Here is a 14,454-nt window from a genome sequence, read left to right on the forward strand (position 1 = left end):
GGCCCAGTACGCATGGACGCGGTGGACAGGCAGCTCATCCAGGCGCTGCGCGAGAACGGCAGAGCGTCGTACGCGGAGCTCGGCCGATTGGTCGGCCTGTCCGGCCCGAGCGTGACCGACCGCATCAACCGCCTGGAGGCGGCGGGCGTCATCACCGGCTACCGCGCCACCGTCCACTCGCCCTCCCTCGGCCTCGGCGTCACCGCCCTCATCGGCATCCAGCTCTCCGACGCCGTGGACCACGAGGAGGTCGCGACGCGGCTGCGGGACCTCGCGGAGATCGAGGACTGCTGGTTCATCGCGGGCGACGACTCGTTCATGCTCAAGGTCCGCGCGGGCGACATCGACGACCTGGAACGCGTCATCCGGCGGCTCTCCGGCACCAAGGGCGTGTCCCGTACGCGTACGACCATGGTCCTCTCCACGAAGTGGGAGAACCGGGTCGGCGAACTCCCCGAGGACGCGTAGCCGCCGCCCGGACCGCCCGGCTCCGCACCCGCGCGACCTGCCCGTACGGCCGGTGCGGGGGGCGGGGTATGGGGGCGCCCCGTACGGGGGAGTACGCTCGAAAACCGCTCATCGCAGACCGAGGGAGGCGCGTGCGCATGGACGCTGGGCTCAAGCGCGAGCTGGAGGAGAAGGTCCGTTCCGGAGAGCGGTTGACCCGCGAGGACGGCATCGCCCTCTACGAGTCCGACGATCTCGCGTGGCTGGGCGGACTCGCCCACCACGTGCGTACGGAGAAGAACGGCGACATCGTCCACTTCAACGTCAACCGCCACCTCAACATGACGAACGTGTGCACGGCGTCCTGCGCCTACTGCTCGTTCCAGCGGAAGCCGGGCGAGAAGGACGCGTACACGATGCGCATCGAGGAGGCCGTACGGCTGGCCAAGGCGATGGAGGGGGACAACCTCACCGAGCTGCACATCGTCAACGGCCTGCACCCGACGCTCCCGTGGCGCTACTACCCGCGGTCGCTCAGCGCGCTCAAGGAGGCGCTGCCGGAGACCGTGTCGCTGAAGGCGTTCACGGCCACGGAGATCCACCACTTCGAGACGATCTCCGGGCTCAGCGCGAGCGAGATCCTGGACGAGCTGATCGAGGCCGGGCTGGAGTCGCTCACCGGCGGCGGCGCCGAGATCTTCGACTGGGAGGTCCGGCAGCACATCGTCGACCACGCCACCCACTGGGAGGACTGGTCGCGCATCCACCGGCTCGCGCACGAGAAGGGCCTCAAGACGCCCTGCACGATGCTGTACGGGCACATCGAGGAGCCCCGGCACCGCGTCGACCACGTACTGCGGCTGCGGGAGCTCCAGGACGAGACCGGCGGCTTCCAGGTCTTCATCCCGCTGCGCTACCAACACGACTTCGTGGACATGAAGGACGGCAAGGTCCGCAACCGCCTCCAGGCCCGTACGACGATGGCCAGCGGCGCGGAGGCCCTGAAGACGTTCGCCGTGTCCCGGCTGCTCTTCGACAACGTGCCGCACGTGAAGGTGTTCTGGGTCATGCACGGCGTGCAGACCGCCCAACTCGCCCTCCAGCACGGCGCGGACGACATGGACGGCTCCGTCGTCGAGTACAAGATCACGCACGACGCCGACAACTTCGGCACCCCCGACAAGCTCACCCGCGAGGACCTGCTCGACCTCATCCGGGACGCGGGCTTCCGTCCGATGGAGCGGAACACGCGGTACGAGATCATCCGCGAGTACGAGGGCGCCGACCCGGACCGCCGTGAGTCGCCGCAGCCCATGCGGGTGTGAGCGGGCGGTACGGGCGCGGCGGGTGGTACGTGCGCGGCGGACGGTGCGGGTGCGGCGGACGGTGCGTCGTGGAAGCCCGTGTGACGACCGGCGGGCCGAGCGGACGGGCCACGTGAACGGCGTGCGTACGCCCGGGACCCGTACGGGCACCCCGGGCGCGCCCGCCGCGCTGCGCTTCGTCGCCGACCCGCCGCTGGAGACGGACGTCGTGGAGGGCCTGACCGCCCTCTGGGCGGACGTCGTCAACGCCGACGGCGCGGTCGGCTTCGTACCGCCCGTCACCCGCGACGACGTACGGCCGGAGGTGCTCCGCTACCTCGACGCGATGGGCGAGGGGCGGGTGCGGCTGGTCGCCGGGTTCGACGCGGACGGCGCGGTCGCCGCGACGGCGTTCCTCACCCTCAACTCCCACCGCCTGATGCGCCACTGGGTGTGGCTCTACACCGTGATGGTCCACCCGTCCCTCCAGGGCACCGGCGCGGGACGGCGGTTGATGGCCGCGGCGGCGGACACGGCACGCGGCATCGAGGGCGTGTCGGGCGTACGGCTGACGCTGCGCGGTGGTCGCGGGCTGGAACGTTTCTACGCCTCCTGCGGCTACGCGGAGGTCGGCCGCGTCCCGGACGCCATCAAGGTGGCCGACGGGGAGTTCCGCGACGATGTCACCATGTGGTTGGCGCTCCGCTGACCCCGCCGATCCACCACCCGGGCCCCACCCCCGAGCCGACGTAAGGAAGACAAGGCAGTGAGCAGCAGCACCTCGCACGCGACCCTCCGCTACACCCTGATGCGGCTGGCCATCTTCGCGGGCTGCCTCGTCGTCGCCGCCGTGCTGGCGTACGTCGGGGTCCTCCCCGAGGGCATCGGTGACTCCAACCCGCTGTGGATCTTCCTGCTCGCGCTGCTGCTGTCGGCGCCGCTGAGCTTCGTCCTGCTGGCCAAGCAGCGCGACGCCATGGCGCGGCAGCTGGCCGACGGCGTGGACACCGCGAAGGGGCGGCTGGCCGCGAACCGCAGCATGGAGGACGAGGAGGCGGGCGCGGCGGACGCTTCGGACGCTGTGGACGTCGGCGGCGCCGGGGACCGGGACCGGGACCGTACGGCGGACGAGGCACCGCGTACGGCGTAGCACCGCACCGGCCCCCCCACGGGTCGTACACCTCACATCCGCGACGGCGCCCCGCCGGGAATCCCCTTCCCGGGCGGGGCGTTGTGCGTCGTCGTGAGCGTTGCCCAAAGAGAAGCTTTGGGTACATCAAAGACATGGTGTTAGCGTGAGTTCCGTGACGACAGCGGCCCTTCTCTCCGACGCGACGAGCCCTCTGCTCGTAGCGCGGCTGCACGTCGACCTCTGCCGCTGCCTCTCCGCGGCCTGTCAGCACCGCGACTGACCAGCGGCTGACCACCGTCTGACCAGCGACTGTTCACGACTGATCAGCGCCTGAGCAGCGGCCGGGCCCGACCCGCCGCCCGCTCGTCCCGCCTCGCGCCCGTACGCGTCCCCCGTCCCGTCGTCACCGGAGTGTGCCCGTGTCCTCGTCCGCCCCGTCCCCCGACGCGTCCACGTCGTCGCCGTCGTCCACGCCCTCGCGCGTACGGCTGCCGCTGCCCCGGGTCCCGTTCTGGGCCCAGATACTCGGCGGCCTCGTGCTGGGCGTCCTGCTCGGCTGGGCCGCCCGGCACTGGGAGATCGACTGGCTCGGGACCACGCTGACCAAGATCGGCGAAACGTTCGTCCAGCTGCTGAAGCTGGCCGTCGCACCCCTCGTCTTCTTCGCGATCGTCATCTCCATCACCAACCTGCGCAAGGTGTCCAACGCCGCGCGGCTCGCCACCCGTACGCTGCTCTGGTTCATGGTCACCTCGCTCATCGCGGTGGCCATCGGTCTCGCCATCGGCCTGCTCACCAACCCCGGCTCCGGCACCGGCCTCAGCGCCAGCGACGGCGCCGAACCGGAGAGCAAGGGCTCCTGGCTGGACTTCCTCACCGGCATCGTGCCGACGGACGTCATCACGCCGTTCACCGAACTGAACGTCCTCCAGATCGTCTTCATGGCCGCCGTCACCGGCGTCGCCGCCCTCCAGCTCGGCGCCACGGCGGAACCCCTGCTGACCCTCGGCGAGTCCGTCCTCGCGCTGCTCCAGAAGGCCTTGTGGTGGATCATCCGGCTCGCCCCGCTCGGCTCCCTCGGCCTGATCGGCACGGCGATCAAGGACTACGGCTGGGACCTCATCAGCCAGTACGCCACCTTCACCGCCGACATCTACATCGGCTGCGCCCTCGTACTCTTCGGCGTCTACCCGCTGCTGCTGGCCACCGTCGCCAAGGTCAACCCCGTCCAGTTCTTCCGCGGCGCCTGGCCCGCCATCCAGCTCGGCTTCGTCTCCCGCTCCTCGGTGGGCACCATGCCCCTGACCCAGAAGGTCACCGAACGCCTCGGCGTACCCAGGGAGTACGCGTCCTTCGCCGTCCCGTTCGGCGCCACCACCAAGATGGACGGCTGCGCGTCGATCTACCCGGCGATCTCCGCGATCTTCGTCGCCCAGATCTTCGGCGTCGACCTGCACGTCGGTGACTACCTCCTCATCGCCTTCGTCTCGGTCATCGGCTCCGCCGCCACGGCCGGACTCACCGGCGCCACCGTCATGCTGACCCTGACCCTCTCCACGCTGGGCCTCCCGCTGGCGGGCGTCGGCCTGCTGCTGGCGATCGACCCGATCCTGGACATGATGCGTACGGCGACGAACGTGGCCGGTCAGGCGCTCGTACCGGTCCTCGTCGCGGCCCGCGAGAACATCCTGGACCTCGACGCGTTCCACAGCGCGAAGAGCTTCAGCCTGGACGACCTCGACCACGACGACACCCCGTCCCGCACCCACGGCGACGACACCCGCCCGGAGCCCACCCACCCGCTCCCGGCCTGACGCACGGCTCTCGGCTCCCCTGACCTCGCGACGCGGGTCAGGGGAGCCGCCGCATGCCCGAGCCCATTCCGTAGTGATTCGTGGGTACGGTCGGTGCGGTGTCCGCCGCGTGCCGCCGTCTGACTCGCCGGTACGCGGTCGCGTCGGTGACGGCAGGGGAGTTGGTTCGGCATGCCTTCGGGTGGTGCGCAGGGTGGGGGCGTGGAGTTCACGTCGGTGGTGTCCGAGCGGGCCATGGTCGGCGCGTGCCGGGCCTCCGGGCTCGACAGCCGGGGCGCGGAGCTGATCCGGTTCGGGGAGAACGCCCTGTACCGGCTGGCGGCTCACCCCGTGATCGTCCGGGTGGCGCGTTCCGCCGACTACCTGTCGTCGGTGCGGGTCGAGGTGGCGGTGTCGCGGTGGCTGGAGGGTGAGGGCTTCCCCGCCGCGCGTGTACTCGATGACCTTGAACAACCGGTGGTCGTGGACGGTTGCCCGGTCACCTTCTGGCACCTGATCGAGGAGGGCGAGCGGAAGGCGACGTACGGGGAGTTGGGCGGCATCCTGCGTGACCTGCACGCCCTGACCGTTCCCGAGGGGCTGGAGCTGCCCCCGTACACGGTGTTCGGGCGGACGGACCTGCGGATCGAGAAGGCGACCGGGATACCGGAGGAGGACCGGGAGTTCCTGCGCGAGCGGGCGCGGGAGCTGCGGGAACGGCTGAGCGGGTTGCGCTTCGCGTCGCCGAAGGGCCCGGTGCACGGTGACGCGCACGTCCAGAACCTCATGGTGGACCGCGACGACCGCGTGATCCTGATCGACTTCGAGGGCTTCGGCTTCGACCACCCCGAGTGGGATCTGATGGTGACGGCGACCGAGCACCACAGCCTGGGGTGGCAGACGGGCGAGCAGTACGGGGCGTTCGTGGACGCGTACGGGCGGGACCTGCGGGACTGGGACGGCTTCCGGACGCTGCGCGGCATCCAGGAGTTCCAGATGACCACCTGGCTGATGCAGAACGTGGGCGAGAGCGACGACGTGGCGAAGGAGTACACGCGCCGGATCGCCTCCCTGCGGGACGACGACGCGCCGCGCCACTGGCAACCGGGATGACCGGGGTTGCGGGCTGACGCGCGGACCGGGGGTGTCGCTCCGGTGGTGGGCGGTGGGGGCGGGGTGTCTGTCACCCTGGGTGTTCGCGTTCGGTGGAGGCAGGGGAGCGATACGTGGCCGGTAGTCCGTCACGACGTACGCAGGAGCAGCGGCGGGCCGAGGCCGAGCGGCGGGTGGTCGGTGCGGCGATCGGGCTCATCGCGCGGGCCGGGTCCCGGGGGATGACACTCGCGCAGGTGGGGGAGGCGGCCGGGTACAGCCGCGGGATCGTGTACCACCACTTCGGCAGCCGTGAGCGGCTGTTGGAGGCCGTGGTCGACGAGGCGCAGCGGTTCGAGGTGCCCGCGGGGGAGGGGGACGGGCTGGGGCATCTGGTGCGGCTGGTCGAGGCGTACCTGCGCAACATCGGCCGACGGACCCCGGAGGCGCGGGCGTTCCTCCAGTTGTGGGGTGAGGCGATCGCCGCGGACCCCGTGCTGGAGCCGTTGTTCGCGCGGCGGGACGCCGACTTCCGGGGGAGTTGGCGGGGATGGTGCGCCGGGGGGTGGCGGACGGGACCGTACGGGCCGACGTGGACGCGGAGGCGGCGGCCGTACTGCTCCTGGCGTTGCTGCGGGGGAGCGGCCTCCAGCTGATCGCGGAGCCTCCGGTCGGTCGGCTCGACGTGCTCGTACGGGAGGCGGCGCGGTCAGTGCGCGCGGCGTTCGGCGCCTGAGGCGGGCCTGAGGCGGGCCTGAGGCGGGCGGGGGGCGGGACCGCGGCGTAGCGGGCCGGAGCAGGAGTAAACGGTGGTGCGTGCGGGGGCTCGTGGCGCTATGGTTACTTGCATACGTGCACGCAAGTTAGTTCGTGAGGAGCTTCCCCATGCCGCACCGCCCGCCCCTGGTCCTCGTCCACGGCAACCCCGGTACCGCCGCCGTATGGGGGCCGCTGCTCGCGGAGTTGGGCCGCGACGACGCGTTCACCCTCTCCCCGCCGGGCTTCGGCGTGCCCGCTCCCGACGGCTTCGAGGCGACGGTCGACGGCTACCGCGAGTGGCTCGTCCGCTGCCTCGGGCGGTTCCGCGAGCCCGTCGACCTCGTCGGGCACAGCCTCGGCGGCGCGCATGTGGCGCAGGCGGTGATGGCGCGCCCGGATCTCGTACGCAGCTGGGCGTCCGACGCGATGGGCCTGTTCGCGCCCGACTACGTGTGGCACCCGCGCGCACAGGTGTGGCAGCGGGAGGGAGAGGGGGAGGAGTCGGTACGGGAGATCTACGGCGGCACCCTGGAGCAGCGGCTCGCCGTGGTCAACGGGATCGGGATGACCGGGCACGCGGCCGAGGGCGTCGCCGCCGGGATGGGCGACGGCATGGGCCGGGCCGTGCTCTCCCTGCTCAGGTCGGCCGCCCAGCCCGTGATGGCCGACGCGGGCCGCCGCCTGGAACTGGCGCGGCGGCGGCCGGGGTTGGCGCTGGTCGCGGCGTGCGACGAGGGGGCCAGCGCCGGTACGCCGGAGCAGCACCGCGCCGCGGCCGCGCTGGCCGGTGCCGAGGTGGCGGAGCTGGCCGGGGTCGGGCACTGGTGGCCCGTCCAGGACCCGCGCCCGGCGGCGCGCGCACTGACCGCGTTCTGGTCGCGGCTCGACGGCTGACGCGGGCGGCGTACGGCTGACGCCGTCGGCGTACGGCTCACGCGGGCGGCGTACGCCGTCTCCCGCCCCGCGCGCCGCACCTCCGGCCCGCGCCGACCCCGTACGGGCCGACCCGGGACCCCGACGCACGTCGGTGCGGCCGGGCTTCGGCGTAGCCTGGCCCTGGCAGCGCTCGGGGGTCGGCGGAGGAGCACGGACGTGGGGACGAAGGCGGGCAAGCGGGTGCCCAGGGCTGTCCGCGAGCAGCAGATGCTGGACGCGGCGGTGGAGGGCTTCGCGCGGTACGGCTACCGCTCCGCGTCGATGGACGACATAGCGGAGGCGGCGGGGGTCTCCAAGCCGCTGGTCTACCAGTACCTGAAGTCCAAGGACGACCTGTTCACCGCCTGCATCCGGCGGGAGTCCGCCGCGCTGGTCGCCGCCGTACGGGCGGGTACGGAGGACGCTGACGGTCTGCTGCCCGCCGACCGGCGGCTGTGGAACGGCCTGTGCGCCTTCTTCGCGCACACCGCGGCCCACCCGCACGGCTGGGCGGTGGTGCACCAACAGGCCCGTACGGAGGGGGAGTCGTTCGCGCGGGAGGCCGCCGCGGTGCGCGCCGAGATCGCGGAGCTGGTGACCGGGCTGCTCGGGGTCGCCGCGCGCGACGCGGGTTGCGCCGACGACGCGCTCGCGGAACGCGAGGTGTCCGGGCTGGCGCACGCGCTGGTGGGTGCGGCCGAGTCCCTGGCCGACTGGGCCAACGCCCCGCGCCAGGAACCGCCTTCGGCGCGGGAGACGGCGGCGACCCTGATGAACTTCTGCTGGGCCGGGATGGAGAACCTGCTCAAGGGCTCCCGCTGGACACCCGCCCCGTGAGGTGCAGCCGCGGTGCGCGGCTGCTCCCGTCGGCGTCGGTGGCGTCGGGGCGTGGGCGGGCTCGTAGCTCGAACGTGCCGTTCCGCTCGCCGTAGTGGACGGTGGCGGGCAGCAGCACGGGGGAACGGAACTCCGCGGAGAGGGTCAGCCGCCCCGCGCCCGTGAAGCCGGCCCCCGTACCCGCGCCCGGTTCCGCTTGCGCCCCCGCTTCCGTCGCGGCGAGGCAGCGGGCCGCCAGCCACATGCCGTGGGCGATGGCGCGGCGGAAGCCGAACGGGCGGGCGGTGAGCGGGTGCAGGTGGATCGGGTTGCGGTCGCCGGAGGCCGCCGCGTAGCGGCGTCCGAGGTCGCCCGGCAGCGCCCACTCGGCGCGTACGGGGAGCGGCCCGCCGGGCACCTCCACGCCCGTCTCCGCACCCGCCTCCGGTTCCGCCTCCGTTCCGGCCGCCCGCGCGTGCCGGTACAGGTACGTGCTGCGCGACCGCCACACCTCCGTACCGTCCGCCCGCACCTCCGTCACCACGTCGAAGCTGCTGCCCCTGCGGTGCGCCGCCAGCCCCTCCGCCCGTACGCGGACCTCCGGCAGGCCCTCGTCCGCCCGCAGCGCCCGGTGCTGCGTCACCTCGATGCCCGTGTGCACCAGGCCCAGCAGCGGGAACGGGAACGCGCGGTCCGCCAACAGCCGCATGGCCAGCGGGAATCCGAGGACGTGCGGGTACGTGGCGGGCAGTACGGCGCCCGTGCCCGCGCCCGTGCCTGCGCCCGCGCCCGGGGGCGCGAAACCGCACACGGCCGCGTACGTCGCGAGGCGGGCGCGGTCCACGCGTACGTCGCGCAGCACCAGCGGATCGGTGGGCAGGCGCGCGCCGTCGTACGGTCCGCGCTTGCGCAGTGAGCCGAGGGCGCCCTTGGCGAGAGTGGTCGCGAGCATCGTCACGCCCCCAGGAGGCTCTGGCCGCAGACGCGGACGACCTGCCCGTTCACGGCGCCCGAGCCGGGGTCCGCGAACCAGGCGACGGTCTCCGCGACGTCCTCCGGAAGACCGCCCTGCGAGAGGGAGTTCATACGGCGGCCCGCCTCGCGGATGACGAGGGGGATCGCGGCCGTCATCCGGGTCTCGATGAAGCCGGGGGCGACGGCGTTCACGGTGACGCCGTACTCGGCGGCGGCGCGCGGCGCCAGCGAGCGGACCATGCCGATGACGCCCGCCTTGCTGGCCGCGTAGTTGGTCTGACCGGTGTTCCCGGCGATGCCCGCGATGGAGGCGGTGGCGACGACACGGCCGCCCGCGCGTACGGCACCGGACGCCAGCAGGTGGTCGGTGGTGCGCAGCACGCTCGCGAGGTTGACGTCCAGCACGGGACGCCAGCGGTCGGCGGGCATGTTGACGAGGCGGCGGTCACGGGTGATGCCCGCGTTGTGCACGAGGACGTCGAGGTCGCAGGGGAGCGCGGCGACGATCGCGTCGCCCGCGTCGGGGGCGGTGATGTCGAGGGGCAGCGCCCGGCCGCCGAGGCTCTCGGCGAGCGCGGACAACTCCGGTTCGGACTGCGGCACGTCGAGCAGGACGACGTGCGCGCCGTCCCGCGCGAGCGTGCGCGCGACGGTCGCGCCGATGCCGCGCGCCGCCCCGGTGACGAGGGCGGTACGGCCCGCCAGCGGGTGTGCCGGGTCGGCGGGCACGTGCGGGTCGGTGCCGGTGGCGCCGGCCCCCGTCGTGGGGAGCGCCGGGTCGAGGGTGATGACCTGGCCGCTCACGTACGCGGAACGGGGCGAGAGGAGGAAGCGGAACGTCGACCGCAGCGCCTCGGCGGTGTCGGTGCCGCCCGTGGCGCGTGCGGGCTCCGCCACGGGGGCGGGGAGGGCGGTGACGGGGGCGACGACGGGGCCCGCGGGCGGGTCGTCCAGGGCGGGGACGACGCCGAGCCGCACCGTGCCCGTACGCACCGTCCGCGTCGCCCCGCCGCCGACCGCGACGGGGGTGGGGGCGGGGGCGGGCCGGGCGTCGGTCGCCCCTTCCACCTCTGCCACCCCGTCGGTCCCGTCCGTCCCTTCCGCCACCACCGTCGGCGGCTCAGCCTCCGCGTCCGCCGCGGGCCGCAGCCGTACGAGCTGCGCCGTACGCCCCTTGCCCAGCTCCTTGCCGAGCGACCGTACGAAGCCCTCCAATGCCTGCTGCGCCGCCGCTTGGTGGTGGTCGTCGGGGTCGGGCACGGAGCCGAGGACGACGACGCGGCCGTTGCTGGAGAGGTCGCGGAGGACCGGGTGCAGGGCGCTGTGGATCTCGTCGAGTTCCGCTATGGTCCGTATGCCCGTGGCGTCCAGGAGTACGGCGGACGTCGCCGAGGATTCGGGGGAGACGGGGAAGACGGGGGACTCGGGGGATTCGCGGGGCGTCGCGGTGTCGGTGGACGACGGGCGCGCGCCGCCGGTTCCCGTACGCACCACGAGCCCGCACGCGTCGAGCGCCGCCGCCAACGCGTCGGTGTCGTACGCGCTGCGTCCGGCCGTGAGGTGCAGCAGCGGGCCGCCTTCCAGCGTGGGCCGTTCCGCGGACCAGCGGTGGAGCCGCGCCGGTGCGGGCAGGCCGAGGCGGCGGGTGAGGAAGCGGCCGGGGCCCGTACGGGTCCAACGAAGGTAGCGGTCGACCATTCCCCAACTCCTCGGGCTCGCGTAAATTTACCGTTGAGTAAGGTTACTCACAGGTCAGGAGTTTGGTCGAGGATGAGAAGCAGCGGCCTCATACGCACGCAGGTCCCGCGCCGGGTGGCGATCGTGGGCGGCAGCCGGATCCCGTTCGCGCGGGCGGACGGGCCGTACGCCACGTGCTCGAACCAGGACCTGCTCACCGCCGCGCTCGGCGGGCTCGTCGAACGCCACGGCCTGCACGGCGAACGCGCCGTCGGCGAGGTCGTCGCGGGCGCCGTGCTCAAGCACAGCCGGGACTTCAACCTCGCCCGCGAGAGCGTCCTCTCCACCGGCCTCGACCCGCGCACACCCGCGTACGACATCCAACAGGCGTGCGCCACCAGCCTCCAGGCCGTCATCGCCGTCGCCAACAAGATCGCGCTCGGGCAGCTCGAATCCGGCGTCGCGGGCGGCGCCGACACCGCCAGCGACCCGCCCATCGGCCTCAACGACCGCATGCGCCACATCCTCCTCGCCGCCCGCCGCGCCGAGGGCGGCACCGCGCGCGTACGGGAGCTGGCGCGCGTGCGGCCCAAGCACTTCGTACCGGAGGTGCCGCGCAACGCCGAGCCGCGCACCGGCCGTTCCATGGGCGAGCACGCCGCCCGTACGGCACGGGAGTGGGGCATCACGCGCCAGGCCCAGGACGAACTGGCCGCTCTCAGCCACCGCAACCTCGCCTCCGCCTACGACAGCGGCTTCCTGCACGACCTCGTCGTCCCCTTCAACGGTCTCGCCCGCGACCAGAACCTGCGCCCCGGCACCACCGCGCAGAAACTCGCCGCGCTGCCGCCGGTGTTCGGCCTCCCCGACGCCGAGGGCCACCCGGGCGCCCCCGCCGAGGGACCGGCCGGTGCCGCCGAACCCACCATGACCGCCGGGAACTCCACGCCGCTCAGCGACGGCGCCGCCACCGTCCTGCTGGCCTCGGAGGAGTGGGCGGAACGGCGCGGGCTGCGGCCGCTCGCGTACCTCACCGCGTACGAGACGGGGGCCGTCGACTTCACCGAGGAGGCGGGCGAGGGGCTGCTGATGGCGCCCGCGTACGCCGTGCCGCGCATGCTCCGCCGCGTCGGACTCGGCATGGAGGACTTCGAACTGGTCGAGATCCACGAGGCGTTCGCCTCCCAGGTGCTCGCCACGCTCAGCGCCTGGGAGAAGCAGGGCCTCGCGCCCGTGGACCGGGGCCGCCTCAACGTCGCCGGTTCGTCGCTGGCCACCGGCCACCCCTTCGCCGCCACCGGCGCCCGTATCGTCGCGACGCTCGCCAAGCTCCTCGCGGAGCGGGAGGGCGCCGGGCCGGGCGCGCTGGGGCTGATCTCCGTGTGCGCCGCCGGAGGGCAGGGGGTGACGGCGATCCTCGAACGCGCGTAGGCGCACCGGGCGTTGGCACGCTGCTCCGCCCCGCGCGCCCCGCCCGTACCCCGCACCGGACCTGGACCTGGAACCTCCGACCCTCAAGGAGCCACCATGCCCGAGCAGACCGCCGCCCCCCGCCCGCCCGCGCCGACCCCCGACGGAGCCGCGAGCCCCCGCAACCCCGCTCCCGCCCCCGCCGTCGTGGAGCCGGTGCGGCACGTGGTCGACGGCGTCGTACGGGAGGTGTCCGTACCGCCGCTGGCCGCGCCCGTGGAGCACGGCTCCCTCGCGGACGTGCCGTTCCGGAACGCCGCCGAGGCCCCCGACGACGTCGTCCTCAGCCGCAGGCAGCCGGACGGCAGCTGGACGGACGTGACGGCGGCGACGTTCGCGGACGAGGTGCGGGCCACCGCCAAGGGGCTGATCGCGTGCGGCCTGCGGCCCGGCGACCGGCTGGCCATCATGGCCCGTACGAGCTACGAGTGGACGCTCCTCGACTTCGCCGGCTGGGCGGCCGGACTGGTCACCGTGCCCGTCTACCCCACGTCGTCGGCCGAGCAGACGCGCCACATCCTCCAGGACGCTGGCGTGGCCGCGTGCGCCGTCGAGAACGTCGAGCTGGCGCGGCTCGTGACGGGCGTACGGGACGGGCTGCCGACCCTGGAACACCTCTGGCAGTTCGACGCCGGGGCCCTGTCGCAGCTGGTGGCGGCGGGCCGGGGCGACGGCCGGGGCGCCTCCGGGGACGAAGGCGGGGAGGGGGAGCCGCGCGCGGCCGTGTCGGACGAGGCCGTCGAGGAACGCCGGGCCCTGCTCACCCCCGACACCATCGCCACGCTGATCTACACCTCCGGCACCACCGGCCGCCCCAAGGGCTGCGTGCTCACCCACGCCAACTTCTTCGCCGAGGTGGACAACAACACCGAACTGCTCCACCCCGTCTTCCGGTCCGTCAGCACCGAACCGGCCTCGACGCTGCTGTTCCTGCCGCTGGCCCACGTGTTCGGGCGGATGGTCGCGGTCGGCTGCGTGCGCGCCCGCGTACGGCTCGGGCACGCGCCCAGCATCCGTACGGACGACCTGCTGGCGGACCTGGCGGGCTTCCGGCCCACGTTCCTGCTGGCCATCCCGTACGTCCTGGAGAAGGTCTACAACACCGGCCGCGCCACCGCCGAGAAGATGCGCCGCGCCTCGTCGTTCGACCGCGCGGCGGCGATCGCCGTCCGGTGGGGGGAGGCCGCGATCGACGCGCGGAACGGCCACGGGCCGGGCCCCGGCCTGGGGCTGCGGGCGGCGCGGGCGCTGTACGACCCGCTGGTCTACCGGCGGATCAGGGCGGCGCTCGGCGGCCACGTCCGGTACGTCATCTGCGGCGGCTCACCGCTGGGCAGGCGCCTCGGGGCGTTCTACACGGGCGCGGGCGTCGAGGTGTACGAGGGCTACGGGCTGACGGAGACCACCGCCGCGCACACCGTGACACCCCCGCTCCGGCCCCGGCTGGGCACGGTCGGCTGGCCGCTGCCGGGCACGGCCGTGCGGATCGCGGACGACGGCGAGGTGCTGCTCAAGGGCGACCAGGTGTTCCGCGGGTACTGGGACGCGGAACGGCGCGCCGCCGTCCCGGACGTGTCCGACGACGGCTGGTTCGCGACGGGCGACGTCGGGCGGCTCGACGACGACGGCTACCTCGTCATCACCGGACGCAAGAAGGACCTGATCATCACCTCCGGCGGCAAGAACATCGCGCCCGCGCCCCTGGAGGACCGGCTGCGCGCGCACCCGCTCGTCCAGCAGTGCCTGGTCGTGGGCGACGACAGGCCGTACGCCGCCGCGCTGGTCACCCTGGAGCCGGACGGGATCGCGCACTGGCGGCGGACGCACGGCAAGGAGGCGCTGTCGGCGGCCGAACTCACGGCGGACGAGGACCTGTTGCGCGAACTGCAAGGAGCCGTGGACGACACCAACCAGCTGGTGTCCCGCGCCGAGTCGATCCGGCGCTTCGCGGTGCTGCCGACGGACTTCACCGAGGAGGGCGGGCACCTCACGCCGTCGATGAAGCTGCGACGGGCGGCGATCGTACGGGACTTCGCCGCGGAGATCGACGAACTCTACGGCTGACGACGGGAGT

13 protein-coding genes are annotated in these 14,454 nt (G+C 73.4%); 11 read left to right on the plus strand and 2 right to left on the minus strand.

The features are described 5' to 3' along the window. Positions 1 to 12: 12 nt before the first annotated feature. The 9 genes from D7M15_RS17505 (at position 13) to D7M15_RS17545 (ending at position 8,279) form a co-directional block, all read left to right on the plus strand. A complete protein-coding gene (locus tag D7M15_RS17505) occupies positions 13 to 468 on the plus strand; it encodes an Lrp/AsnC family transcriptional regulator (protein WP_121518378.1) in 456 nt (151 codons plus the stop codon). A gap of 137 nt (positions 469 to 605) precedes the next feature. Beyond that, on the plus strand, positions 606 to 1,772 hold the full coding sequence (mqnE, locus tag D7M15_RS17510; protein WP_121518379.1) for an aminofutalosine synthase MqnE: 1,167 nt from the start codon (positions 606 to 608) through the stop codon (positions 1,770 to 1,772). Positions 1,773 to 1,941: 169 nt separating this feature from the next. Next, positions 1,942 to 2,460 (plus strand): GNAT family N-acetyltransferase, encoded by a 519-nt coding sequence (locus tag D7M15_RS17515; protein ID WP_206337495.1) that lies wholly within the window; start codon positions 1,942 to 1,944, stop codon positions 2,458 to 2,460. A gap of 57 nt (positions 2,461 to 2,517) precedes the next feature. After that, positions 2,518 to 2,901 (plus strand): DUF4229 domain-containing protein, encoded by a 384-nt coding sequence (locus D7M15_RS17520; RefSeq protein WP_121518380.1) that lies wholly within the window; start codon positions 2,518 to 2,520, stop codon positions 2,899 to 2,901. 395 nt (positions 2,902 to 3,296) lie between these two features. Beyond that, positions 3,297 to 4,697 carry a dicarboxylate/amino acid:cation symporter gene (locus tag D7M15_RS17525; protein WP_206337379.1) on the plus strand — a complete coding sequence of 467 codons (1,401 nt, stop codon included), beginning with the start codon at positions 3,297 to 3,299 and terminating at the stop codon, positions 4,695 to 4,697. 171 nt (positions 4,698 to 4,868) lie between these two features. Further along, the gene (locus D7M15_RS17530) at positions 4,869 to 5,789 is read left to right on the plus strand and encodes an aminoglycoside phosphotransferase family protein (RefSeq protein ID WP_121518382.1); all 921 of its coding nucleotides are present in this window, start codon (positions 4,869 to 4,871) and stop codon (positions 5,787 to 5,789) included. A gap of 113 nt (positions 5,790 to 5,902) precedes the next feature. After that, positions 5,903 to 6,424, plus strand: coding sequence for a TetR/AcrR family transcriptional regulator (locus tag D7M15_RS17535; protein ID WP_206337380.1), 522 nt, complete (start codon positions 5,903 to 5,905; stop codon positions 6,422 to 6,424). 229 nt (positions 6,425 to 6,653) lie between these two features. Further along, positions 6,654 to 7,421, plus strand: coding sequence for an alpha/beta hydrolase (locus tag D7M15_RS17540; RefSeq protein WP_121518383.1), 768 nt, complete (start codon positions 6,654 to 6,656; stop codon positions 7,419 to 7,421). Between the two features lie 249 nt (positions 7,422 to 7,670). Continuing rightward, the gene (locus tag D7M15_RS17545; RefSeq protein ID WP_121520933.1) at positions 7,671 to 8,279 is read left to right on the plus strand and encodes a TetR/AcrR family transcriptional regulator; all 609 of its coding nucleotides are present in this window, start codon (positions 7,671 to 7,673) and stop codon (positions 8,277 to 8,279) included. Here the strand turns inward: D7M15_RS17545 and D7M15_RS17550 are convergent. Together D7M15_RS17550 and D7M15_RS17555 are read right to left on the minus strand one after the other, a co-directional pair. Next, on the minus strand, positions 8,248 to 9,210 hold the full coding sequence (locus tag D7M15_RS17550) for a MaoC/PaaZ C-terminal domain-containing protein (RefSeq protein ID WP_121520935.1): 963 nt from the start codon (positions 9,208 to 9,210) through the stop codon (positions 8,248 to 8,250). The two genes, D7M15_RS17545 and D7M15_RS17550, sit on opposite strands and share 32 nt — an antisense overlap. 2 nt (positions 9,211 to 9,212) lie before the next feature. Then, positions 9,213 to 10,931, minus strand: a complete 1,719-nt coding sequence (locus tag D7M15_RS17555) for a 3-oxoacyl-ACP reductase (protein WP_121518384.1) — start codon at positions 10,929 to 10,931, stop codon at positions 9,213 to 9,215. A 72-nt stretch (positions 10,932 to 11,003) separates the two neighbouring features. Between D7M15_RS17555 and D7M15_RS17560 the strand changes: the two genes are divergently transcribed. Continuing rightward, positions 11,004 to 12,341 carry an acetyl-CoA C-acetyltransferase gene (locus tag D7M15_RS17560; RefSeq protein WP_121518385.1) on the plus strand — a complete coding sequence of 446 codons (1,338 nt, stop codon included), beginning with the start codon at positions 11,004 to 11,006 and terminating at the stop codon, positions 12,339 to 12,341. Positions 12,342 to 12,437: 96 nt separating this feature from the next. Then, complete coding sequence (locus tag D7M15_RS17565) at positions 12,438 to 14,444, plus strand: AMP-dependent synthetase/ligase (RefSeq protein WP_121518386.1); 2,007 nt, start codon at positions 12,438 to 12,440, stop codon at positions 14,442 to 14,444. The last annotated feature ends 10 nt before the right edge of the window (positions 14,445 to 14,454 follow it).

Source organism: Streptomyces sp. Z26 (assembly GCF_003665095.1).
In the GTDB taxonomy this organism is placed as follows: Bacteria; Actinomycetota; Actinomycetes; order Streptomycetales; family Streptomycetaceae; genus Streptomyces; species Streptomyces phytohabitans.